The 25,023-nt window shown below is 61.4% G+C and carries 13 protein-coding genes; 7 read left to right on the top strand and 6 right to left on the bottom strand.

Features of this window, described 5'->3' with window-relative positions; genetic code table 11:
* Positions 1-10 precede the first annotated feature (10 nt).
* Both BLL52_RS16700 and BLL52_RS16705 read left to right on the top strand, forming a co-directional pair.
* Positions 11-8,416, top strand: a complete 8,406-nt coding sequence (locus tag BLL52_RS16700; RefSeq protein WP_241839237.1) for a glycoside hydrolase family 94 protein — start codon at positions 11-13, stop codon at positions 8,414-8,416.
* A gap of 151 nt (positions 8,417-8,567) precedes the next feature.
* A complete protein-coding gene (locus tag BLL52_RS16705; RefSeq protein ID WP_075587795.1) occupies positions 8,568-8,882 on the top strand; it encodes a BON domain-containing protein in 315 nt (104 codons plus the stop codon).
* A gap of 94 nt (positions 8,883-8,976) precedes the next feature.
* Here BLL52_RS16705 and BLL52_RS20065 read toward each other — a convergent pair whose 3' ends face one another.
* Entirely contained in the window at positions 8,977-10,488 is a 1,512-nt protein-coding gene (locus BLL52_RS20065) for a sensor domain-containing diguanylate cyclase (protein ID WP_083634052.1), read from the bottom strand.
* A 157-nt stretch (positions 10,489-10,645) separates the two neighbouring features.
* Between BLL52_RS20065 and cls the strand changes: the two genes are divergently transcribed.
* The 3 genes from cls to BLL52_RS16730 all read left to right on the top strand — a co-directional run bounded on the left by cls (position 10,646) and on the right by BLL52_RS16730 (position 13,230).
* Entirely contained in the window at positions 10,646-12,046 is a 1,401-nt protein-coding gene (cls, locus tag BLL52_RS16720) for a cardiolipin synthase (protein ID WP_075587796.1), read from the top strand.
* A gap of 107 nt (positions 12,047-12,153) precedes the next feature.
* A complete protein-coding gene (locus tag BLL52_RS16725; RefSeq protein WP_075587797.1) occupies positions 12,154-12,738 on the top strand; it encodes a BON domain-containing protein in 585 nt (194 codons plus the stop codon).
* A 12-nt stretch (positions 12,739-12,750) separates the two neighbouring features.
* Positions 12,751-13,230 (top strand): outer membrane lipoprotein, encoded by a 480-nt coding sequence (locus BLL52_RS16730; protein ID WP_075587798.1) that lies wholly within the window; start codon positions 12,751-12,753, stop codon positions 13,228-13,230.
* Here BLL52_RS16730 and BLL52_RS16735 read toward each other — a convergent pair.
* From BLL52_RS16735 to BLL52_RS16755, 5 genes are all read right to left on the bottom strand, one after another.
* The gene (locus BLL52_RS16735) at positions 13,224-13,946 is read right to left on the bottom strand and encodes a Crp/Fnr family transcriptional regulator (protein WP_075587799.1); all 723 of its coding nucleotides are present in this window, start codon (positions 13,944-13,946) and stop codon (positions 13,224-13,226) included. The genes BLL52_RS16730 and BLL52_RS16735 overlap by 7 nt on opposite strands.
* 29 nt (positions 13,947-13,975) lie before the next feature.
* Complete coding sequence (locus BLL52_RS16740; protein ID WP_075587800.1) at positions 13,976-14,797, bottom strand: response regulator; 822 nt, start codon at positions 14,795-14,797, stop codon at positions 13,976-13,978.
* Between the two features lie 93 nt (positions 14,798-14,890).
* Positions 14,891-15,502: a chemotaxis protein CheB gene (locus BLL52_RS16745; protein ID WP_075587801.1), complete on the bottom strand. Its 612-nt coding sequence runs from the start codon at positions 15,500-15,502 to the stop codon at positions 14,891-14,893.
* A complete protein-coding gene (locus BLL52_RS16750) occupies positions 15,499-16,842 on the bottom strand; it encodes a PAS domain-containing sensor histidine kinase (protein WP_075587802.1) in 1,344 nt (447 codons plus the stop codon). The genes BLL52_RS16745 and BLL52_RS16750 overlap by 4 nt, the downstream gene beginning before the upstream one ends.
* 92 nt (positions 16,843-16,934) lie before the next feature.
* A complete protein-coding gene (locus tag BLL52_RS16755; protein WP_338065749.1) occupies positions 16,935-19,238 on the bottom strand; it encodes a PAS domain-containing hybrid sensor histidine kinase/response regulator in 2,304 nt (767 codons plus the stop codon).
* A 246-nt stretch (positions 19,239-19,484) separates the two neighbouring features.
* Here BLL52_RS16755 and BLL52_RS16760 point away from each other — a divergent pair, with 246 nt between their 5' ends.
* Together BLL52_RS16760 and BLL52_RS16765 are read left to right on the top strand one after the other, a co-directional pair.
* Positions 19,485-22,574 carry a chemotaxis protein CheB gene (locus BLL52_RS16760; RefSeq protein WP_075588019.1) on the top strand — a complete coding sequence of 1,030 codons (3,090 nt, stop codon included), beginning with the start codon at positions 19,485-19,487 and terminating at the stop codon, positions 22,572-22,574.
* An 18-nt stretch (positions 22,575-22,592) separates the two neighbouring features.
* Positions 22,593-24,920: a putative bifunctional diguanylate cyclase/phosphodiesterase gene (locus BLL52_RS16765; protein WP_139313443.1), complete on the top strand. Its 2,328-nt coding sequence runs from the start codon at positions 22,593-22,595 to the stop codon at positions 24,918-24,920.
* The last annotated feature ends 103 nt before the right edge of the window (positions 24,921-25,023 follow it).

Here is a 25,023-nt window from a genome sequence, read left to right on the forward strand (position 1 = left end):
CCACAGCACAGTGCCCGCCACACTGCAAAGCCTGCTTTCGGATGCCCCGCCTGCGTTGCGCGACATTCTGGACAGCCAACGCGGGCCAGTTCAAGCGCCGATCCGCTCGGAGATTTTTGGCCCTCAGCGCTTTGCCCAGCATGGTCGAAGCCTCGCCGTCACCCACCGCGCGGCGCACAGCACCTTAGGTGCCGCGACTTTTTTTCCGCGTCTTCAGGGCAATATTGCAGCGCTGCGCCAAGCCCATGGCTACATTGGCACTTTGGCGGGCACGGGCTATGACATCAGCCCAGCTGCCGAATGGCTGCTGGATAATTTCCACCTGGTCGAAACCCAACTTAAGGAAATCCGCAAGGGCCTGCCACCCAGCTACTACCGTTCGCTGCCAGTCCTGCTAGACGAGCCACTGGCCGGGCTGCCGCGTATTTACGGTGTGGCCTGGGCGTTTGTGGCGCACACCGATGGCGCTTTTGACGAGACCTTGCTGATCGAGTTTCTTCGGGCTTACGAAGAAGAACGCCAACTCAACCTGAGTGAAATGTGGGCGCTGCCCACCACCTTGCGGGTGGTGCTAGTAGAAAACCTGCGCCGCCTGGCTGAAAGTATTGCCGCCCACAAGGGCGCCCGCGAAGCGGCCAATCTGTGTTTTGATGAGATCGACACCCTGACGGTTGAGGTGCTGGAGCAACTCCTGGCCCTGCTTTACGAGCGTGGTGTCGGGCATGTGTTTCTGCTGCAGTTCGGGCTACGCCTACAAGACCACCGCTTGGCACGACTTGATGGCGAGCAGGCCGCACTGCACACCTGGCTGCAAAACGTCCTGCCCGATCTGGCCATGCTGCAAACCCAGCAAGCGGCTGATCAGGCGGCTGACAACCTGAGCGTGAGCAACGCCGTGACCTCACTGCGCGCCATTGGCGACGCCGATTGGCCCGAGATTATTGCCAGCACCAGCACGCTGATGCGCCTGATGCTGACCCAGCCTGTATTTGAAGCCGAAGACAACATCACCCGTGACCACAGTCTGCACGCGATCGAACACCTGGCGCGTCAAAGTGGTCACACCGAGGTGGTGGTGGCGCAACGGCTGCTGGGGCTGATGGCAGGTACCAGCAGCCAGGCCCAGCCCGGCGCAAACCCCGCCCATTGGCTGCTGGGTTTGGGCAAGCCCGACATGCTCCAAGCACTAGGTCTGCCAACGTGGCGCGCGCGCGCCTGGTTGGTGGTGTCGCGCCAACTGGCGCTCCCTTTTTACCTGGGCACGCTGAGCGCTGTTTTGGCCTTGCTGATGTGGCTGATGCTGCGCGACAGCCCGCAACCGCTGGACTGGAGCCTGTGGCTGCTGGGGCTGCTTGCGGTGTTTCCAGCGTCCGAGGCGGTGGTAGCCGTCATCAACCGGCTGATCAGCGAGTCTGTCAAGCCACAGCACTTGGCGCGCCTGGCGCTGACCAACGGCATCCCGCCAGAGCACCGCGTGCTGGTGGTGATTCCGGGCATGCTCAGCAGCGCTACTTCAGCCACTGAGCTGGCGCACCAACTGCATCTGCACTATCTGGCCAACCCCGAACACGAGGCGCAGTTTGCCCTGTTGACCGACTTCTCTGACGCCGGCACCGCGCAACTGCCCGGTGATGCCGACCTTTTGGCCAGCGCCGTGGCACAGATTCAAGCCCTCAACGCCCGCCACGCCAGCACCGCTGAAGGCATGGGTGCGCCACGTTTTGTATTGCTGCACCGCGAGCGCCAATTCAGCGACACTGAGCAGCGCTGGATTGGCTGGGAACGCAAGCGCGGCAAGTTGGAGATGCTGATTTCCGCGCTGGCCACTGGCAGCCCCAGCGGCTTCATCGATCTCGGCGACAACTCGCGCCTGGCTGGCGGCGTGACCTATGTGCTAACACTCGACAGTGACACCCAGTTGCCACCGGGACGACTGCGCGAGCTGGTGGGCGTGGCAGCCCACCCGCAAAATCAACCCAAGTGGGACGCCAATGCCAGGCGTGTGGTGGCGGGCTACGGGATTTTGCAACCCCGGGTGGCCACGCCGCTGCCCGATGTGTCGGAGTTCACCCGTTACCACTGGCTGTTTGCTGGGCAGTGCGGCATGGACCCCTACAGCGCGGCCAGCTCCGAGGTCTATCAGGACGTGTTTGCAGAAGGCACTTTCACCGGCAAAGGCCTGCTGCACGTGCAGGCCATGCATGCGGTGCTGGCCAACCGCCTGCCCGACGGCCAGGTGCTCAGCCATGACTTGCTGGAAGGCTCGGTAGCGCGCTGCGCCGCGGTGACCGATATTTCGGTGATTGAAGACGCACCGTTCCACGCCGATGTGGCGGCCTCACGGGTGCACCGTTGGACGCGCGGCGACTGGCAGTTGCTGCCCTTCATGCTGCAGCCCAAGCGCTATGGTCTGAGCGCCATCCACGTCTGGAAGATGACCGATAACCTGCGCCGCTCGCTGGTGGCACCGATGTCGCTCGGGCTGCTGCTGCTGACCTTGGCAGGCAGTGTCATGTCGCCCTGGACAGCCCTGCTGCTGGTACTGGCAGCGTTTTCTGGCGGGCCGCTGATGGGTGCGCTGGCGGGCCTGGCACCCGGCAGCAGCGACATCGCCATGCGGCACTTCTACCGAGAAGCGCTGACCGACTTGGCGCGCGCCGTGCTCAGCGGCATCTGGCTGCTGGCCGAGCTGCTACAGCATGCCAAAGCCAACCTGGATGCGATCAGCCGGGCGCTGTACCGCACGCTGGTGAGCAAACGCCATTTGTTGCAATGGACCACCGCCGCTGCTGCCCAGGCGCAAGCCAAAAGCGGCCTGGCAGCCATTGCGCGTCAGCACTGGCGCGAGCCGGTGCTGGCTCTTGCGCTGCTAGTTGTGTTACTTTTCTTGCCCACACCCACGCCAGTATTGGCTACATTGCTATGCTTTTTGTGGGGTGCGTCACCCGTTTGGACTTGGTGGGTCAGCCGGGTCAGCCCGCGGGGCGTGCAGGAACAGCTCTGCGCATCAGACCATAACTACCTGCAAGGTGTAGCGCGTGACACTTGGCGCCTGTTTGAGCGCTGCGTCGGCCCGGAGGATCACCACCTGCCGCCCGACAACCTGCAAGTGCTGCCGCACGACCTGGTAGCACACCGCACTTCACCCACCAATATCGGCATGTACTTGCTGAGCACCGCCTGCGCCCGCCAGTTTGGCTGGATCGGCATGCAAGATTTTCTCGCCCGGCTCGAAGCCACACTGTCCACCTTGCAAGGCATGCAGCGACACCGTGGCCACTTCATGAACTGGTACGACACGCAAACCGCCCAGCCCATGCTGCCCATGTATGTCTCCGCCGTGGACAGCGGCAACCTCAGCGGGCATCTGCTGGCGGTGGCCGAGGCCTGCCTTGAATTCGCCGAAACCCCTGACGATGGTGGCACCTGCCAAGCCGCGCTGAACGCCAGCAAGGCGCGACTGATGCCGCTGGTGAGAGAGCGCCGCACCTTGTCTATCGCTCGGCGCGAAGAGCTCAAATGGCTGCTGGCTGACCACCGCAACACCCGGCGCTCAGCGCAGCGCGATACGCGGGCGCGCAGCTTCATGGGTCAGTCCGGCTTCGCCGACGCCGTCCAGGCGCGCTCAAAAGCACTGTCCCAGGCCTTGGCCACGCTGGCTTGGGAAGCGGATTTTCAGTTTTTGTATTCGCGCAAGCGGCATCTGTTGCACATCGGCTACCGGGTGGCAGAGCGTCAGCTGGACGCCGGTTTTTACGATCTGCTGGCCTCCGAATCGCGGCTTACCAGCCTGCTGGGGATTGCCCGGGGAGACTTGCCAGTGCGGCATTGGGCGCACCTCGGACGCGCCTTTTTTGCCCGAGGCACTGACACCGGTCTGCGCTCTTGGAGCGGCTCAATGTTTGAGTACATGATGCCGAGCCTGGTGCTGAAAGAACCGCTGGGCAGCGTCCTGTGTGGCGCCTGCCATACCGCGCTGCTGGAGCAAATGGACTTTTCCAAGGCGCACGGCGTGCCCTGGGGCATTTCAGAATCGGCCTATGCCGCCAGCGACTACACCTTGGCCTACCAATATTCACCGCAAGGCGTGCCACGCCTGGCCTTGCGGCGCACACCGCCTGACGAGCTGGTGATTGCGCCTTACGCCACCGCATTGGCCGCCCTGCTGGCGCCACAACTGGCCAGGCAAAACTACAACCTGATGCAAAACATGGGTGCGCGGGGCCGCTACGGCTTCATTGAAGCGCTGGACTTTACCCAATCTCGGCGCGTGGGCGCCGAGCCATTTGTGCCGGTGGCCACCTTCATGGCGCACCATCAAGGTATGACCATTGTGGCTCTGGCCAATGTGCTGCTGGCCGGCACGCCGCAGCGCTGGGGCATGGCCAACGCGCATTTGCAGGCGGTGTCGTCGCTGCTGCATGAGCGCATTCCGCGCGCGGTATCTAGCCTGTATGCACCGCCGGTGAGCGTACGCCCATTGACACAGCGGCGTCGTTCAGTGGGCATGCTGCGCGAAATCGTGCCGGGCAACACCGCCATCGAACCCACCCATTTACTCTCCAACGGGCGCTACAGCGTGACGCTGCGTGCCAATGGCGCAGGCAGCAGCAGCTTTGAGCAAATTGGCATCACCCGCACACGTGACGACGCGCTGCGCGATGACCGGGGCAGCTTCTTTTACCTGCGCCGTGCGCCCGGTGCGGGTGTTTTTTCGATGACCCAGCACCCGGCACCTGACCCAGGTGCGAAATACAGCAGCGTCTTTCATGCCGACCGAATCTGCCTGAACGCCGCGTGGGACGACCTCCAGGCCACCACCACCGTCTGGACCAGCCCGGAGGACGACATCGAGTTTCGCCAGGTGGAGCTGCGCAACACCGGCACCTCGGCGCTGGACCTGGAACTGCTCAGCGCTTTTGAAGTGGCACTGGCAGACGCGCGGGCCGACGAAGCCCACCCGGCTTTCAGCAACCTGTTTGTCAGCGCCCACTGGCTGGCGTCGCACCAGGCCCTGCTGATGGAGCGCAAGCCGCGCCTAGCCACCGAGCAAGGGCTGCGTTTGGCTCACTTTTTGACCGACAGCCGACAACCCATCGGACCGGTACGCTTGGCCACCGACCGCCAAGCCTGGCAGGGCCGCAACCGCGCTGCCAGCCAGCCCTTGGCGCAACTGAGCCTAGCCCCCGCCACACCCACCGCAGGAGCCGAGGAGTCCAGCCTGCTAGACACCGGACTGGACCCGGTCTGCGCCTTGTCGGTGGCGTTGCACATTGCCCCGGGCGCTACCGCGCGCATCACTTTTGCCACCGCTGTTTCCAGAGATGCCGATGTATTGCGTGCGGTGATCGACAAATACCGCCTGGCCAGCAATGTGCAGCGTGCCTCACTCATGTCGGCCACGCTGGCTGGCATCCGGCTGCGTGGCTCGCGCATCAATGCAGACAATTTCAACGCCATTCAGACCCTGACCAGCACCCTGGTGATGAGCCTGAGTCGCTCGCAGGCGCGCGCTGTGCGACCGCAAGGCGCTGCAGCCGAGGTCTGCGACCGGCGCTTGTTGTGGCGCTTTGGTATCTCTGGCGACCGCCCCATCGTTCTGGTGCTGGTCAGCGTGGCAGAAGGTCTGGGTCTGATTCGGGCGCTGTCACAAGCCTTGGGTCTGTGGCTTTGGGGCAATGTGCCTTGTGATCTGGTGGTGATCAACGCCGAGCCAGCGTCTTATCTGATGACGCTGGACCATGAGATTGCCGCGCTGCGCGACCGCCATACCGCCGAGGTCAACGCCCATGTTGGCCCGGCCAGCACCCGCCTGCACCTGTTGCGCGCCGACGACCTGACCCACCCCGAGATCAACACACTGCACAGCTTGGCGCGGGTGATGCTGCGCGCTGACGGCCGCCCATTCACCCACCACGTGAGCGATTGGTTGCGTCGGCAAGAGTTGGCGCTGGCGCGCAGGCGCGACAGCTCAAGAACCCCGCTGGCCTTGGCAGCACCGTTCAGCGGGCATGTCTCTGCCGCACAGGGCGCATTTGCACCAGCGTCAGCCGACTTCAGCTTCCTGGTCTCGGCACGGCAACGCCCGCCGCGGCCGTGGATCAATGTGCTGGCCAATGCCGACTTTGGCGCGCACCTGTCAGAAGCGGGTGGCGGCTACACCTGGGCGCTCAACAGCCGCCTGAACCAGCTCACCGGCTGGTCCAATGACGCCCTGTCTGACCCACCCAGCGAGTGGTTCTTGCTGCAAAACACCGCCACCCGCGAAGTCTGGTCAGTCTGCCCCGGCGCCGGGGTGGGGCCAGCACTGAGCTACCAGATCACCCACGGCCAGGGCTTCACCCAGGTGCAGCACCGTTATGCGGATATGGAAGTCACTGCCACCTGGTGTGTGGATTCCCATACGTCGATCAAGCAGATCCACATCACGCTGGTCAACCACGGCACCCGCACGCTGCGCCTGCGGGTCATTGGTATTGCCGAATGGCTCATGGGTGCCAACCGCAGCGACCGTGGCACGGTGCGCACTGCTATGTTGAACCACAGCGGCCAGACTGCTCTGCTGGCCACGCAGCGCGAGCTGGCCAGTGGCTTCGGCGATGGCACCGCCTTTTTGAGCCTGAGCAGCACTGGCAAAGACGCCCCGGACTGGACCTGTGACCGCCGCGAGTGCTTTAACTCGCGCGGACGCTTGGTGCTACCTGAGTCATTTGACCAAAACAGTGGCGACGGCCTGGACCCCTGTGCCGCGCTCGCCACGCCGCTGATGTTGGCTGCCGGGCAGTCCGAGCAGTGCCGCTTTTTGCTTGGCTTTGCAACACATGCCGACCAGGTGCCAGCGTTGCTGGCGCAGGCCGCAGCACTGCCCGCAGACGCGCGACTGGCGCAGGTGCGCGCTGGCTGGGACCGCTTGCTGGGCGCCACCACTGTGAAGACGCCCGATCCGCTGCTGGACGCACTGGTGAACCGCTGGCTGCTGTACCAGACGGTGTCTTGCCGCCTGTGGGCCAAGTCCGGCTTTTACCAGGCCGGCGGCGCCACTGGCTTTAGAGACCAGTTGCAAGATGCGATGGCGCTGGCATGGGCGGCACCCGACATGCTGCGCGAGCAGATCGTGCTGCACGCGTCGCGCCAGTTTGTGCAGGGGGATGTGCAGCACTGGTGGCACGCGCCCACCGGCGTCGGCGTGCGAACGCATTTTTCTGACGACCGGCTGTGGCTGGTGCTGGCCTGCACCCGCTACCTGCAAGCCACCGGTGACGCCAGCCTGCTCGATGCCCAGGTGCCGTTTTTGGAGGGCAACCCCATCCCCGCAGGCGCGGAAGATATTTACGAAACGCCCACCATCAGTGCCCAGTCCGCCACGGTTTATGAACACGCCGCGCGCACGCTTGACCGCAGCATGGCGCTGGGCAGCCACAACTTGCCGCTGATGGGCAGCGGTGACTGGAACGATGGCATGAACCGCATCGGCATCGAAGGCCGGGGCGAGTCTGTCTGGCTGGGCTGGTTCTTATGCCGCCTGATTGCCGACTTTGCGCCGCTGGCGCAGACCCGCGGTGACGCCCAGCGGGCTGCACGTTGGCAGCAAACCGCACAAACCATCCAGTCCGCGCTCTCCACCACCGCCTGGGATGGCGAGTGGTTCAAGCGCGCCTACTTTGATGATGGCCAGCCCTTAGGCTCGAAAGACAACACCCAAGGCCGCATCGACCTGATTGCCCAGGCCTGGGCGGTACTTTCCGCAGTGGCGCCACCAGCGCTGGCACAACAGGCCCTGGCTTCCTCGCATACCCATCTGGTGGACCCGGTCGCCGGGCTGATCAAGCTGCTCGACCCGCCGTTGACCGATGCGGTGCCCAGCGCCGGTTACATCCAGGCCTACCCACCCGGCGTGCGTGAAAACGGCGGGCAATACAACCACGCCGGTATCTGGGCACTGATGGCGCAAGCCCAGGCCGCTGCCGACGGCGACGGCGACACCGCCTACCGTTACTTCACCTACCTGAGCCCGGCACACCGCGCCAGTCACCCAACGCGCGGGCCGGTCTACGGGCTAGAGCCCTATGTGATGGCCGCCGACGTGTACACCCAGCCGCCTTATGTGGGGCGCGGCGGCTGGAGCTGGTACACCGGTGCAGCGGCCTGGTTGCACCGCGCCGCCATCGAATCGATTCTTGGCCTGACCCAAGAGGCGCAAACACTGGCATTCCAGCCCCGTCTGCCCAGCCATTGGCCCCAAGCCGAGCTGACGCTGGTACGCGGCACGCGCACCATGCGCTTTATCCTGATGCGCGCCTCGCCAGAGGTGGCGCTGCAAGCCACCGCCAAGTCGGCGGCGACCCTGTTGCTGCCTGGCCAGGCATTGAACTGGTCAGACCTGCCTGACAACAGCTGCTTTGTAATCCCGCTGTAGTGGCTTTGGTGTTCACTTTTTAGACCTTGAGTGCGCCAGCGTACTGACGCAGTAGCTGCCAACTCTTAAAGTTCACTGACCAACTGGGGTTATCCCGGTTTTTCGCCCAAAGGTGGTGGGGCTTTCACCATCAAACTGTCCAGGAGTCCCTATGAATATGAAACTTGCCCTCGCTGCCGTCATGACTGCCGCCACCCTACTTACTGCTACCGGTTGCGCTGTCAGCCGTGGTCAGCAATCCGTAGGCGCCTATGTCGATGACGCTGGCATCACCACCTTGGTGAAATCACGCATGGCTGAGAGCAAACTGGTCAGCGCCTCGTCCATCAGTGTTGAAACCCTCAACGGCGTGGTCATGCTGTCTGGCTTTGCCAAGAGCAACACCGAAAAGTCTGAAGCTGAACGTATTGCGCGTGGCGTGAACAACGTCACGTCGGTCAAGAATGAGATTGCTGTTCGTCCTTGAACTCGTTTCACCAAGCTAGAGAAAGGGAACTCATAAAGAACCAGTGAATAACGCCCACTGTGCTTGAGCTTGGCCCAAAAAGCTTGTCGCCCCGTCATTTACCTATCGGATGCCGGGGCGTCTTCACGTCTGAGGCAAGAGATTCAAGGTGATCTTCGTGCAAACAGACCTGGTTACCGCCCGCTTGCTTGGCCTGGTACATGGCCAGGTCGGCCCATTTCAGGACATCTTCCTGGCTGTTGGCGTTGTCCTGAAACAGCACCGCGCCAATGCTGGCCGTGCTGCGGTGTGCCACGCTTACTGCGGCTTGGCCCGCGTGCTGCCAGGTCAACACATAGGGCTTGTCCAGCTCGGCGCGCAGCTTTTCTGCAACCGCCAGCATTTGCGCAGCGGACCGTGCGCGCTCCAGCCCCAACTCGCTCAAAATCACCACAAACTCGTCGCCGCCAAAGCGCACCACCACATCCACAGCGCGCACGCAGCTGACGATGCGCTGCGCCACCTCAATCAGCAGCAAATCGCCCAAGTAATGACCGTGGTTGTCATTGAGCGGTTTGAAATTGTCCAGGTCCAGAAACATCAGCGCGCTGAAGCGCCCGCTGCGCTTGCCCGCCGCCATGGTTTGCGCCAGCCGCTCGGTGAGCAGGAGGCGGTTGGGCAGGCGCGTCAATGCGTCATGCAAGGCCAGATCCAGAATCTGCTTTTCGGCCAGCTTGCGCTCGGTAATGTCGCGCGCTGCAGCAAACACGCCCTGCAGGCGGCGGTTGCGGTCATAAAAGGTGGTGGCGTTGTACGACACCACCGTCTCTTTGCCATCGCGGTCACGCGCGGTCAGCTCGTAGTTGGTGACCTTCTTCCTGCTCAGCACCAGGCGGATCGACTCTTCAGCACGGGCGGGGTCGGTAAAGTAGTTTTTAAAAGGGGCACCAATCAGTTCGTCACGGGTGCAACCGGTGAGCAATGCCATCTGCTGGTTCACATCGGTGATGATGCCCGCCGGGTCGGTGGTCATGAGCGCGTCAATATTGGCCTCAAACAATGAGCGGGTGTAAAACTGGTGATCCCGCAGGCGCTGACCCAGCAGCGTTTTCTCAGCCTCCATCTGCTTGCGAATGGTGTTGTCAGTGCCGATCAACAGGTAACCAATGATGCTGTTGTGGTCATCACGCAGCGCGGTCACCGACACCACCGCCGGAAAGCGGCTGCCGTCTTTGCGGATATAGGTCAGCTCGTAAATATCTTCAATACCGCGTGAGGCCTTGAACACCAGCGCCTCAAAGCCTGGGGCAATCGGTGTTTCCAGTTCCGCACTCAGCGCGCTGGCGCGCAAGATCAGTTCTTGCGGGTCAGAAATGTCGGCCGGGGTGATCAAATTCACCACATCCGCCGCCACATAGCCCAGCATGCGCTCGGCACCCACATTGAAAATCTGGATCACGCCCTGCTCGTCAGTGGCAATACTTGAGAAATTGGCACTGTTGAAAATCGCCTTTTGTAAGGCACCCGCAATCAGCAGGCTTTCCTGACGCTGTCCCACAACCAGACCCGCATCAAGCTCTACCAACGCTGGCGGCAGCTCGGAAACGTACCGATGGGAATGTGACATTAACTGCGCCCCGGCGACAAACAAGCGGTGTTCATAATAAGCTAAAAGAAAATAAACCTCGATCTTCACCACGCTACAGATTGGCGTCGGTGCGTCAATGCACCGACGCCCAGCCCACCAAAGGCTAGCCTTGCGCAAACTGCCCCTTTTTCACACCATGCAACCTTCAACCCGCCAGAGCTCCCCGCTTGCCCTCTTGGTGGTTCTGTGCGTTTTCAGCACCGCAGGCTGCGCCAGCTTGCCCGACACAGATGCCATTCTGGCGCGCCATGCCATGCAGGCCGCGCAGTTTGAGACCGCGCGTGGACCGGTGTCGGTCCAGAAAAGCGCCGCCATCGTGGCTGAGCTCAAGCGCACATCAGGCGACATCGACATTCTGGACAAACAAATCGCCCTAGAGCAGGCCCTCACCGACAGGCCGCTGATGCTGGGCAACAAGGTCACTCTGCTGCAGGACGGCCCAGCCACCTATGCCGCCATGTTGAAAGCCATTTCAGGTGCGCAAGACCATATCAACATGGAGACCTACATCATCGAAGACGATGCCATGGGCCAGGCGTTTGCACAGGCGTTAATCACCAAGCAGCGCCAGGGTGTGCAGGTGAATTTGATTTACGACAGTGTGGGTAGCCTAGCCACGCCCAAGCAGTTTTTTAACGAGTTGGCCGCTGCCGGTGTGGCGGTGCTGGAGTTCAATCCGGTCAACCCGCTGCAATCGCGCGGCGGGGCCTGGCTGCTCAACAACCGCGACCACCGCAAGCTGCTGATAGTGGACGGTCGCACGGTCTTTCTGGGCGGCATCAACATCAGCAGCGTGTATTCATCGGGCTCGATCATCCACCGCGCGACCAAACTCCCGGTGGGTGATGGTGCCTGGCGCGACACCGACCTGCAGATTGACGGGCCGGTCGTGGCTGACTTCCAAAAACTCTTCATGCAGACCTGGGACAAGCAACACGGAAAGACCCTCATGCCCAAAAATTACACCCCGGTACTCACAGCGGTGGGCAAAGACATCGTGCGCGCCATTGGCGGCACGCCAGACGACGCCTTCAACCAGGTTTACCTGACGATGATCTCGGCCATCAGCAACGCCGAACGCCAAGTGTTTTTAACCAACGCTTATTTTGTGCCCAACCCGCAACTCATTCAGGCGCTGCTTGACGCTGTGACTCGCGGGGTCGATGTGCGGCTGATTCTGCCCAGCTACAGCGACTCAGGCTTGGTGTTTCACGCTGGCCGGGCGCAGTACACACAGCTGCTGGAGGGTGGTGTGAAGATTTATGAGCGCCAAGGTGCCTTGTTACACGCCAAAACCGCCATGATTGACGGCGTCTGGTCCACCGTAGGCTCGAGCAATCTGGACTGGCGCAGCTTCATGGACAACGACGAGGTCAACGCAGTGATTCTGGGGCGCGATTTTGCCCAGCAGATGGCCGCCATGTTCGCCATTGACCAAGCTGCATCCAAACTCATCACACCCCAAAGCTGGGCAGATCGACCGTTGCAGTTCAAGCTGAAAGAATGGCTGGCAAGGTTGTGGGAGCGCTGGCTGTGAGCCAGCCCGGCCAAGAGATAAGCCACTCGGTTCGCCAACACACTGACACCACCCGCCCAAACGGCCATAGTCAAAGCTGTTTCACTACTTTCACCGGAGATCACCTCATGAGAAACCCACTTGGGCTGCGCATTCTTACCACCACACTGGCTGGCGTCATGACCATTTCAATGGTGGCTTGCAGCAAGGCTGCTGACACCAGCACCACCGGTACGCCCGCACCCAGCACCAGCGTGGGCAATGAAATCGACGACAGCGTGGTCACCACCCGGGTAAAAACCGCACTGCTGGACAACATGGAAGTCAAGGGTTTTGACATTCAGGTCGAGACCCGCAAGGGCGAAGTCTTGCTCAGTGGCTTTGTCGACAACCAAGGCCAGATCGACGGGGCGATGACGGTGGCCCAAGGCATTGAGGGCGTGAAAGGTGTCAGCAACAAGCTCAGCCTGAAAGAAGGTGCGGCCACCGTCGGTAGCCAGATCGACGACAGCGTGATCACCGGCAAAATCAAAGCAGCACTGCTGGCCGACAACACCATCAAGGGCCTGGACATCACCGTCACCACGAACAAGGGCGAGGCCCAACTCAGCGGCTTTGTGGACAACCAGGGTCAAATTGACCGCGCCGTGGAGGTAGCCCGTGGCATTGAGGGCGTGACCCAGGTTGGCAACGAGATGAGTCTGAAGAAATAACAGGAGCACAACATGACAATTCAGAAAAACGCCCAACGCATCATCGGCATCACCGCGCTGTTCATCGTGAGCGGCTGCGCCAACTACCCAGCCCCCGCCAACCCCAGCGGTACGGTCTTGCCACAAGCCACCACTGTAAACACCCAGTTTGGTGTGGTGCAGTCAATTGACTTGGTGCAGCAGCAGGCGGCCTCTGGCATCGGCGGTTTTGGCGTGGGCACGATTGCTGGCGCCGTCATCGGTGGGGTGCTGGGCAACCAAGTAGGTGGCGGCAGCGGCCAAACAGCCGCTACTATTTTGGGAGCTGCCGGCGGCGCCTATGCTGGGAACACACTGGAAAAGAACAACCAAGGCATACAGACGGTGAATGCCTACAAGTTCACCGTGCGCCTGAACAATGGCAGCTACCAGACCTATACCCAGACCAGCACCACCGACATCCGTGTGGGCGACCGGGTGCAGATCGACAACGGTATGCTGCGCCGTTACTGATGCGGCTGGACATCGCTGAAGAGCCTTTCCAGCTCTTTTTTGACCACGCCGTAGCATTCGCACACGTTTTGTTCCAGCCCGGCGCGGCTGAGCACGCTGATGTGGCCGCGCCGGTAGCGGATGTAGCCGGCGTTTTGTAAACGCCCTGCAGCGTCGGTGACGCTTTCGCGGCGCACGCCCAGCATGCTCGCCACCAACTCCTGTGTCATCACTAGCTCACGGTCAGGCAAACGGTCCAGGGTCAGCAGCAGCCAGCGGCATAGTTGCTGTTCTACCGAATGGTGGCGGTTGCAGACGGCGGTCTGCGCCATTTGCGTCATCAGCGCCTGTGCGTAGCGCAGCAGCAGGCGCTGCAAGGCACCCCCGCGATTGAATTCCTCTTTGAGGGTGTGGCGGTCCAGCCGGTAGGCAGAGCCTGCGGTTTGCACCACCGCCGAGCTTGAGGTGGTGTCGCCGCCCATGAACAGCGACACACCCACTACACCTTCGTTGCCCACTCCGGCGGTCTCGGCCGAGGCACCGGATTCAGTGACATAGTGCAGCGAGACGATGCAGGTGGTGGGAAAGTAGGCATGGCGCATCTGAATGCCAGGCTCAAACAGCATCTGCCCGAGTGGCATGGGGACCCATTCGAGGTGCGCCAACAACAGTTCCAGGTCAGCCGCAGGCAGCGCGGCCAGCAGATAGTTCTGGGTCGGGGTGTGAGGCGGCAGCATGGTGTTCTCTCCCTGTCGTTTTTGTTGGTTCAAAGCTTCGATGTCAATTCCACACCAATCCCCCGGTAGCCGATGAAACGGCTGGCGCGGTCAAACATGGGCTCGCCACTGACCTGAAAGGTCTGCTGTTTGCCGTCTGCGCCCACGCGGTGAAACACATAGTCCAGAAACGGCTGGCGCTCGGCAATGGTACTGCGCAATTTCTCGTGTTCGGCCTGCACCCAGCCGCCCTGTGCCGCAGCGCTGTCGGGCACAGCCAGCGGCTCCACCTGCATGCCCAGCATCTCCAGCACCGGGCCAGAGACTTTGGTAAAGACGCCGTTCTCGTCTTGCTCCCAATACCAGTCGGACGCCAGTTCAGTCAGGCTGCGGTAGCGCGCCTCGCTCTCGCGCAGCTCAGCGGTGCGCTCGGCCACGGTGGCTTCGAGCTCGGCGTTGTAGTTGGCCAGTTTTTTGTACAGCAGGCGCACTTCAAGCATGTTGTGGATGCGGGTTTTCACTTCCACCAGGTCAAACGGCTTGCTGATGAAATCTTTTGCGCCCGCCTGCAACGCGCGCACCTTGTGGCCGGGTTGGGCGGTCAGCACAATCACCGGCAGGTAGCTGTCAGCAGCGTTGGTTTTTAGGCATTCCATCACTTGAAAACCGTCCATCACTGGCATCTGCAGGTCCAGCAAAATCAGGTCGTAAGCGTTTGTTCGGTGCAACGCGCATACCTCATCGGGTTTCATGGTGGCGCTGAGTTGGCTGTAACCCGCCTCGCTCAGCAGTTGCTCCAGCAACTGCACATTGGCCCGCTGATCGTCAACGATCAGGATGCGGGCCTGAAGAATTTCAGCAAAGAGTGTCATGGTAGGTTTCTGTTCATGATGGCACAAACGTCAGTTAACTACATTTTTTATAGCTATTGACGCTTATGGAATAAGGGCTAAAGGCATATTTATCTAATTTTTTGGTGTTACACCGAGCGCTGTCGGCGGTGGCTCATTCGATGGCGCGCGGGCCAGTTCCACAATCTTTATGGCAATGTCTTCGGGTGACAGCACAAAGTCAATATACCCACTCTCGATCGCGCTTTCTGGCATGTCGGGTCGGCTGGCGGTGCTGGGCATTTGGGCCATGGTGATGCCGCCAACTTCATGGACGGCACCCAGCGCCGCCGCACCGTCACCGTCATAACCCGACACAATCACCGCGATCAGCTTGCCTTCCCAGAGTTGCGACAGCGAGCGCAAAAACACCGTGATTACATCCGGCCAGCCCCGCGGTTTGGAGATCGGCTTGAGCGCAAACACACCGTCTTTGACATGCAAATCGCGGTTCGCCGGGATGATGAAAACACAGTTGGGCTCCACTCGCAGCCCCTCGGTAATGAGCACCACCGGCATGCTGGAAAAGCGCTTCAGCACCTCGTGCAGTTGCGTCGCGGCGATGGTGATGTGGTTGACGATAACCACCGCCACGCCCATGTCAGGCGGCAAGTTTTGTAGCAGCCGGATATAGGCGTCCAGCCCCCCGGCCGAGCCGCCGACACAGACGATGGGAAAATCTCTCATGTGCCCTCCTCGGCCAGTGCCAGCTCAAACCAAAACACGCTGCCCACACCCACCCGGCTGGTCACGCCAATGCTGCCGCCCATCATCTCGACCAGCCGTTTGCTCACCGCTAGGCCAATGCCGGTGCCTTCCTGCGGGCCGTGCTCCGCGCCTAGCCGGTTGAAGGGCTGAAACAGGTTTGCCATCTGCTCCGGCGTCAGGCCCTGACCGTCGTCGCGCACACTCAGGCGCACCCGCCCCGTTGATGGTTGGCTGACACTCACCGTCACCGTGCCTTGCTGGCGGTTGTATTTGATGGCGTTGGACAGCAGGTTAATCACCACCTGCTTGAGCCTGCGGCGGTCCGCCAGCACCAGAAAAGGCTGCGCAAACGCCGGGAAATTAACCACAATGCCGCTGGCAGTGGACTGTGGCTCAATCATGCTCTGGCACTCTGTCAAGACTTCCGCCAGCGACTCGTGCGCCACGGCCAGCGCCATTTGGCCAGACTCAATGCTGGCCAGATCCAGAATCTCGTTCACCAAGTCAAGCAGGTACCAGCCGCCATGAATGATCTGCTCAATCGACGACTTCTGCGACGCTGTCGGCGCCGGGTTGCCGCCCTCCAGCAGTTGGGCAAAACCCAGAATCGCGTGCAGGGGTGAGCGCAGCTCGTGGCTCATGCTGGTCAGAAAATCCGACTTGGCGCTGTTGGCTTTGTCGGCCAGTCGGCGGGCACGTTCCAGCTCGGCGTTTTTGACCTGCAGGATGGCGTCCATGCGCACCCGCTCAGACACATCTTTGAGCATCACCCGCAGGATGATGGCGCTCTCGGCACTTCGCGCCATGTTGGCCACCAGATTGACCCAGATCGGCTGACCCGTGGCGGTGATCATCTGCAGCTCGCAGGTCTGCGTCTGCCCGAAGGTGTCCAGCAATGCGCAGCACTGCTGGTAAATACTGCGCTGCGCCATCGGCATGAAGTGGGTGATGCGCAGCTTCACCAGAGCGCTGCGTGGCACTCCCAGCAGCGTGGCAGCGGTCAGATTGGCCTCCCGAATCTGGCCATCACCATTGACGGTGCAATAACCCACGGGCGCCATGTCATACAGGTCAAAGTAGCGCTCACGCGCCGCTTCAAGCTCCACCTGCACCCGGCGCAACTCTTCGTTTTGCAGCTCCAGCTCGATCTGGTGCACCCGCAATTCGTGGTACAGCAACTGGGCATCTTGCGCTGGCATCTCCTTGAGCATCTCCAGCGGCAGTGCCAGCTTGACCTGGTAGCGGTCTTCAGCCCGACGCCGCAGCGACGGGGCCTCGCCAGTCGGTGGCGCCGGGTTATCAGGGGTCTGGGGTGGCATGACCGTGCGGTTGTCAGAATCCAAAACTTGCTCCGATGGTGGTAGCGATTTGCTCTTTTTCCACCGGGATCATAGGTCTTTTTGTAGGCATTTCACAGTGTCACTTGCTGCGTTTGCGCCAGCGCCAGCCCGGCGTCCAGGGCCTCCATGAACTCGGTCACCCGGATCGGCTTGGTCAGGTAGCGGAAAAACCCGGCAGCCAGGCCGCGCTCAATGTCTCGCGGCATGGCGTTGGCGCTCAGTGCCAGCACCGGAATATGCCGGGTCGCCTCATCTTCCTGCAAGATCTGCAGCGCCTGCAGGCCGCTGATGCCGGGCAGGTTGATGTCGAGCAAAATCACATCCGGCTGGTGCTCACGCGCCATGGCAATGCCACGTATGGCATCTTCAGCACCAAACAGGCGCATATCGGGCCGCCTGGCAATCAGCTGGGCCATCAACTCCATGTTGGCGCGGTTATCTTCTACATACAGCAGGGTTCGTTTGCGCTCGCCGGCAGGCAAGGGCGTGGCCTGTGACAGCAGCATGTCAGAGATTTCGTCCGTGAGCTGCGGCGCACCGATGTGCGCCAGTTCAACCCAGAACACACTGCCCGCACCCTCGGCGCTGATCACCCCCATTTCGCCGCCCATCTGCTCGACCAGGCGTTTGCTCACAATCAGACCGATGCCGGTGCCCTCCTCGTCGCTGCTTTCCTTTCCCAGCCGGTTAAACGGCTGAAATAGCTGCGCTACCTTGTTGGCGGACAGGCCATCGCCAGTATCTTGCACGCTCAGGCGCACCCACCCCGGCTTACGCTCAATGCAGATCACCGTCACGCTGCCACCAACGCGGTTGTATTTGATGGCGTTGGACAGCAGGTTGATCACCACCTGTTTCAGGCGGGTACGGTCAGCGTCGACAAAACACGGCTCGGGCAGTGCTGCAAAGTGCAGGCTCACCTCTTTTTTCAGCGCCATCGGCATCATCAGCGTCTGGCAGTCGTGCAGCACCTCCGACAGCGACACCGGCTCGCGCGACAGCGACAGCTGCCCCGACTCAATCAGCGCCAGGTCCAGCACCTCGTTAATCAGCTCCAACAAATACCAGCCCGCGCGCAGGATCTGCTCGATGCTGGCCTTTTGTGACGCTGTCGGCAGCGGCGCGCCTGACTCCATGAGTTGTGCAAAACCCAGAATCGCGTTCAGCGGTGAGCGCAGCTCGTGGCTCATGGCCGACAAAAATTCAGACTTGGCCAAGTTGGCCTTGTCGGCCGCGGAGCGTGCGGCTTCAAGCTCGGCATTTTTGGCGCGCAGCGCGTGGTCCAGTTGCTCCCGCTCGACTTCTGCCGCACGCCGGGCGGTGTTGTCAGTGCCAATCAGCAGGTAGCCAATAATGGCCTCAGCCTCGTCACGCAAGGCCGTCACCGACACCAAGGCGGGCAGCCGACGGCCGTCCTTGCAGATGTAATTCAGTTCGTCAATGTCTTCCATGCCGCGTGCGGCCTTGAACACCAGCGCCTCAAAACCGGGGCTGATGGAGGTGCCGAACGCCTTGCTCAGCCACGCGGCACGCACCACCAGTTCTTGCGGGTCAGACAGGTCGGCCGGCGTCACCTGATTCACCACCTCAGACGCGGTGTAGCCCAGCATGCGCTCGGCGCCCACGTTAAAAATCTGGATCACCCCCTTGGCATCGGTGGCGATGCTGGAGAAATTGGCGCTGTTGAAAATGGCGTTTTGCAGCGCGCTGACCTGGCGCAGCGCCTGCTGGGCGGCGTAATCCTCGGTGACGTTGCGAAACACCAGCACCGCACCCACCACCAGCCCCTGAGCGTCGCGCATGGGCGCGCAGCTGTCGGCAACGTCGTACTCCGCGCCGTCGCGCGCCAGCAGCAGTGTGTGGTTCGCCAGGCCTTGCACCGTGCCTTGTTCCAGCGCCGCCAGCACCGGCACCGTCAAACGCTCGCGGCTGGTCTTGCCAACAATCCTGAACACCTCGTCCACCGGCTGCCCAAGTGCCTGCTCTTGCGTCCAGCCGGTGAGTTTCTGGGCGACCGGGTTGATCAAGGTCACCCGCGCCTGGGCGTCAGCGGCAATCACGGCGTCGCCAATCGAGTCCAGGGTCACCGCCAGCTTTTGCGCACTGTCCCGCGCTTTCTCGTTGGCTTGCAACAACTGGTAGTTGCTGTCCTCCTGCGCCGCCAGCAAACGACGGGCGTCAAGGTGCGCCAGGCTGATTTCGGCCTGCTTTGTTTTCTGCGCGCCCCAAAACACCAGAAACCCCGCCAACGACAGGGCCAGCAGCACCATGGCTTCCAGCCGGGGGTACACCGACGCAAAGGTGAAATAGGCACCCGCACTCGACAGCAGCAGCGTAGCCGCCACCCATGCCAACGGTTTAAGGATGTTTTTCAAGCAGTAACCCAATGGAACGTGGCCACAATAGCCCACGCGAACTCGTGCGCTAGCTTAAACGGCGCAGCCCGGTTACCTTCGTGCGCTGGCACACACAAAAGTTTTACGCAAGTCAAATTGGCCTCTAACCCTTATACATAAAGCGCTGATAGCTATGGTTTTTATACAACAACCCAAGCTCTACACTGCAGCAAAGCGCTGTTGCCAATGACACGCAGACACCACCGGCCCAAACAGGAGCCCAGCATGACCAAAAAAATCCCGGGCCCAAGCGCTAAACCGCCCAAAACCTCACCCCCAGCCCCACCTGCAACCCCACCGACGCCGGTGGCAACCACAGCGCTAGAGAGCTTTCCCATCGTGGGTATCGGCGCCTCGGCAGGCGGGCTGGCTGCGTTTCAGGCATTTTTCTCCGGCATACCCACGGGCAAGGCGCCGGGTATGGCTTTTGTGCTGGTGCAACACCTGGCACCAGACCACAAAAGCCTGCTGGCCGAGTTGCTTCGCCGCTACACACCGATGCCGGTGTTCGAGGTCGAAGACACCATGGTGGTGCAGCCCAACTGTGTCTACGTGATACCGCCTAAGCACGACATGGCCTTGCTCAACGGCTGCCTGCAGCTGCTCGATCCCGGTGCACCGCGCAGTCAACACCTGCCGATTGATTTTTTCTTCAAGTCCCTTGCCGCTGACCAGCGGGAACGGGCCATTGGCATCGTGCTCTCAGGCACCGGCAGCGACGGCACCTTAGGTGCGCGCGCCATCAAAGACGCCGGTGGCATGGTGATGGTGCAGACGCCGGACGCGGCCGAGTTTGACGGCATGCCGCGCAGCGCCGTCGCCACGGGTTTGGTGGATTACCAGCTCAAGGCCAACGAGCTTCCCGCACAGCTCATCGCCTTTCTGAAATACGCCTACGGCAAGTTTTCACCCAACGCTGACAAACCGGTGCTGATCAACGACAACGCCTTGAAGCGCATCTTTGTGCTGCTGCGCACCCACACCAAGCACGATTTTTCGCAGTACAAACCCAGCACCATCCACCGCCGAATTGAGCGGCGCATGGCGGTGCACCAGATCAGCCAGGTTGACGACTATGTGCGTTACCTGCAGCAAAACACCGAGGAGGCAGAGGCACTGTTTCGCGACCTGCTGATTGGTGTCACCAACTTTTTCCGCGACCCAGAAGCCTTTGAGGCGCTGGAACACCAGGTGATTCCACTGCTGTTTGCCGGCAAACCCACCATTGGCGGTGTGGTGCGCATCTGGGTAGCCGGCTGCTCCACCGGCGAGGAGGCTTATTCCATTGCCATCCTGCTGCAGGAGTACATGGAGGAAGTCAAACAAAGCTACACCGTGCAGCTGTTTGCCACCGACATTGACAGCCGGGCCGTTGCCATTGCCCGCGCCGGGCTGTATCCGCCGGGGATTGCCGCCGACCTGACACCGCTGCGCCTGGCGCGGTTTTTCACCGAAGAGCCCAACGGCGGCGGCTATCGCATCCACAAGAGCCTTCGCGACATGCTGGTGTATTCCGAGCAGGACCTGACCCGCGATCCGCCATTTTCCAGGCTTGACCTGATCACCTGCCGCAACCTGCTGATTTACCTCAACGCCGACCTGCAAAAGCGCCTGATACCGCTGTTTCATTACGCACTGAATCCGCAAGGCCTGCTGTTTCTGGGCACCTCCGAGGGCATTGGTGATGCTCTGGTACTGTTCAGCACGCTGGACCGCAAGGCCAAGATCTTCCAGCGCAAAAACGCCGAGCCGGGGAGCCAGCGCTTACCCAGCCGCTTTTACCCGCCACTCTCAGGGCTGGAAGCCGCCCAGCCGCGCGCGTTGGACCGGGACGTTTCCCACAGCAAACTGTCGCTGCGCGAGCTGACCGAGCAGGCTCTGCTGGCCCAGGTGGCACCGGCAGCCGCGCTGATCAACACGCTGGGCGACATTCTTTACCTGCATGGCCGCACCGGCATGTACCTGGAACCCGCGCCCGGCGAGGTGGGTGTGCCCAACATCCTCAAAATGGCCCGTGAAGGCCTGCGCCCGGCCCTTTCCAACAGCCTGCATCGCGCCATGGCCTCACAGGCGCCGGTGCACACGCCGGGTTTGCGCGTCAAAACCAATGGCCACTTCACCCGCGTCAACCTCTGCGTGCGCCCGGTGAGCAGCAGCCCGAGCGCGCCTGCCAGCCGGGCTGAAACGCATGACTCGCTGGCCAAAGCGCCGCAGGATGTGCAGCTGTACCTGGTGATGCTGGAAGAAGCGCCGGACCAGCTGCCAGAGGCCAACGCGCCGCTTCTTCTCGCTGGCGCGGCGGCACCAGAGCTGGCCGAGCCCCAAAACGCCGACACCGCAGCCCAACTGGCGGCGCTGCGCAACGAATTGCGCGCCAAGGACGAATACTTAAGAAGCACACATGAGGAGCTGGAAACCTCCAACGAAGAGCTCAAATCGAGCAACGAAGAGATGCAGTCGATCAACGAGGAACTGCAAAGCACCAACGAAGAGCTGGAAACCTCCAAGGAAGAGCTGCAGTCTCTCAACGAAGAGCTCTCCACCGTCAACCACGAGCTCAACCTCAAGGTGGACGACTTGTCACACCTGAACAACGACATGAACAACCTGCTGGCGGGCACCGGCATTGCCACAGTGTTTGTGAACATCCAGTTGCGCATCCTGCGCTTCACCCCCACTGCCTCAAAACTCATCAACCTGATCGCCAGTGACATAGGCAGGCCGGTGGGGCATATTGTCTCGAACCTGGTCGGCTACCGCAGCTTGGTGGCTGATGCACAAGCGGTGCTTGACACCTTGGCGCCCAAGGAGCTGCAGGTGCAAACCATCGACGGCGCCTGGTTCACCCTGCGTCTTCGCCCCTACCGCACGCTGGACAACGTGATTGAAGGTGTGGTGATCACCTTCAGCGACATCAGCGAGCTTAAAAGCACCGAAGCAGCACTGGCGAAGGCCAACGAGCTGACTCGCCTGGCGGTGGTGGTGCGCGACGCGTTTGATGCCATCACCATGACCGACCTGGAGGGCCGCATCCTGGCCTGGAACCCGGCTGCCGAGCGACTCTACGGCTGGACCGAGGCGCAGGCCCTGCAGATGACGCTGCGTGAACGCATACCCCCCGAGCTGGTCGACGAAGCCATGCAGCGGCTCAAACAGCTCAGCGAGGGCAAGGTGTTGGCGCTGTACCCGACACAAAGGCTGACCAGAAGTGGCAAGACCGTGGCGGTTTCTCTGTTCGCCACCGCACTGATTAATGCGGCAGGCCAGGTTTATGCTGTAACGACGACTGAGCGCTTGCGAACGTCAGACACCTAAAACCACGGGAGCCCTTCCATGCCTGCCCAGACCCCCGACCCAACCGCAAGTCAAAGCGTTGGGCTGCAGCCAGCGCACACTTCGCCCGGGGCGCACGCTTTGCGTCAGCGCGCCGTAGCCACGCTCATGCAGCGCCAAGCCAGGTGCGACAGCGCCGAAGACCTCTCGCCTGAGTGCACCCTGCGCGCCTTGCAAGAGTTGCGCGTGCACCAAATTGAGCTGGAGATGCAAAACGAGGAGATGCGTCGCACGCAAGTCACGCTGGACGCCGCCCGCGCCAACTATGCCGATCTGTACGACCACGCCCCGGTGGGCTATGTGACGCTGGATGACGCCGACCACATCCTGCAGGCCAACCTGACGGCCGCCCGGCTGCTGGGGGTGCCACGTTTGGCCATGCTCGGCATGGCGCTCAACAAGTTCATCCATCGCGACGACCAGGATGCCTACTATCTGCTGCGCAAACAGCGCCAGACATGCGAGGAGTTGTCGATTGAGTTGCGCTTGAAGCACCAAGACGGCAGCTTTTTCTGGGCCAAACTGATGGTCACTCTGGCGCTGGCTGACAGCGGTGCGCCGGTGTTGCGGGTGGTCCTGATGGACATCAGCCTACGCTTCGCCGCGCAGGAGCAGATGCGGTTGGCCGCGAGTGTGTTCAGCGAGGCCCGCGAGGGCATCATGATCACCGACACCAATGGTCAGATCGTGAACGTGAATGCGGCGTTTACCCACATCACCGGCTACAGCCGCGACGAGGCGGTGGGCCAAACACCGCACATTTTGAACTCGGGGCGCCAGAGCGCTGCCCACTATGCGGCCATGTGGCAAGCCATCCTGCAAAAAGGCCACTGGTACGGGGAGATCTGGAACCGTCGCAAAAACGGCGAAATCTACGCCGCGTTTCAAACCATCAGCACGGTGCGTGATGCGCGGGGCACGGCCACCCATTTCGTGGCGCTGTTTTCCGACATCACCGCCTTCAAGGCGCAACAGGCCCGACTGGAACACATTGCGCACTACGACCTGCTGACCAATCTGCCCAACCGCGCGCTGCTGGCCGACCGCCTTCGCCAAGACATGGCGAAGGCCTTTCGGCAAGGCGTGCTGCTGGCGGTGGTCTATGTTGACTTGGACAGTTTCAAGGAGGTTAACGACCAGCACGGGCATGAATCCGGCGATCGGCTGCTGGTGGCCTTGGCCAACCGCATGAAAGAGGCCCTGCGCGAGGGCGACACGCTGGCACGCATCGGCGGCGACGAGTTTGTGGCGGTGTTGACCGGCCTGGCCGACACGTCGAGCTGTGTGCCCATGCTGAACCGCATGCTGGCAGCAGCCAGCGAGACGTTTGAGATTGGCGAGCTAAAACTGCAGGTATCGGCCAGCCTGGGCGTTACTTTTTACCCGCAGGCCGAGGTGGTGGAGCCCGACTGGCTGCTGCGCCAGGCCGACCAAGCCATGTACCAGGCCAAGCAAACCGGGAAAAACCACTATCACCTGTTTGACGCGGCACACGACCGCAGCGTGCGTGGCCACCACCAAGGCCTGGAGCGTATTCGTACGGCACTGGCCAGTGGTGAACTGGAGCTGTATTACCAGCCCAAGGTGAACATGCGCACCGGCCAAGTGATGGGTGTTGAGGCGCTGATACGCTGGCAGCACCCGCAAGACGGTTTGTTATACCCGCTGACATTTTTGCCGCTGATTGATGCCGACCCGCTGGCCATTGAGGTGGGGGAATGGGTCATCAGTACTGCGCTGACGCAGATTGAGGCGTGGCAGGCACAGGGCCTGAATCTGCAGGTCAGCGTGAATGTGGGGGCCCAGCAGTTGCAACAAGCCGATTTTGTTGAGCGCCTGCGCACGCTGATGCAGGCGCACCCGGGCGTGCTCCCGACAAAACTGTCACTGGAAATGCTCGAAACCAGCGCCCTGCACGACATTGGCTTCGCCTCGCAGGTGATCGAAAGCTGCCACAAGATGGGCGTGGCATTTGCGCTGGACGACTTTGGTACCGGGTATTCGTCACTGACCTACCTGAAACGCCTGGGGGTGTCGACCATCAAAATTGACCAGAGTTTTGTGCGCAACATGCTTGATGACCCGCAAGACCGCAGCATCCTGGAAGGGGTGATCAGCCTGGCCAAGGCTTTCAACCACGAGGTGATTGCCGAAGGTGTGGAAACCATTGCTCACGGCAGCCTGCTGCTGCAACTCGGCTGTGACCTGGCGCAGGGTTATGGCATTGCCCGCCCCATGCCAGCGCAGTCGCTACCCGCCTGGGTGGCCAGCTGGCAGCCCGACGCTGCCTGGAGCGACAACGCAGCAAAAAACCACCATTTTCATTAAGAAATAGGGCTCTAGCCCTTTATTTATAAGCGCTAATAGCTCTACTATTAATAGCAAATTTAAATTGCAAACGGTGGTAACCAGCGTTCGCTGACGCACAGAC

It is taken from the genome of Rhodoferax antarcticus ANT.BR (genome assembly GCF_001938565.1).
GTDB classification, from domain to species: Bacteria; Pseudomonadota; Gammaproteobacteria; order Burkholderiales; family Burkholderiaceae_C; genus Rhodoferax; species Rhodoferax antarcticus.

Coding starts and splice junctions, on each gene's coding strand:
- BLL52_RS16705 (WP_075587795.1), top strand. CDS start 8,568: ATGAATATGAAACTTGCCCTCGCTGCCGTCATGACTGCCGCCACCCTA.
- BLL52_RS20065 (WP_083634052.1), bottom strand. CDS start 10,488: ATGTCACATTCCCATCGGTACGTTTCCGAGCTGCCGCCAGCGTTGGTA.
- cls (WP_075587796.1), top strand. CDS start 10,646: ATGCAACCTTCAACCCGCCAGAGCTCCCCGCTTGCCCTCTTGGTGGTT.
- BLL52_RS16725 (WP_075587797.1), top strand. CDS start 12,154: ATGAGAAACCCACTTGGGCTGCGCATTCTTACCACCACACTGGCTGGC.
- BLL52_RS16730 (WP_075587798.1), top strand. CDS start 12,751: ATGACAATTCAGAAAAACGCCCAACGCATCATCGGCATCACCGCGCTG.
- BLL52_RS16735 (WP_075587799.1), bottom strand. CDS start 13,946: ATGCTGCCGCCTCACACCCCGACCCAGAACTATCTGCTGGCCGCGCTG.
- BLL52_RS16740 (WP_075587800.1), bottom strand. CDS start 14,797: ATGACACTCTTTGCTGAAATTCTTCAGGCCCGCATCCTGATCGTTGAC.
- BLL52_RS16745 (WP_075587801.1), bottom strand. CDS start 15,502: ATGAGAGATTTTCCCATCGTCTGTGTCGGCGGCTCGGCCGGGGGGCTG.
- BLL52_RS16750 (WP_075587802.1), bottom strand. CDS start 16,842: ATGCCACCCCAGACCCCTGATAACCCGGCGCCACCGACTGGCGAGGCC.
- BLL52_RS16760 (WP_075588019.1), top strand. CDS start 19,485: ATGACCAAAAAAATCCCGGGCCCAAGCGCTAAACCGCCCAAAACCTCA.
- BLL52_RS16765 (WP_139313443.1), top strand. CDS start 22,593: ATGCCTGCCCAGACCCCCGACCCAACCGCAAGTCAAAGCGTTGGGCTG.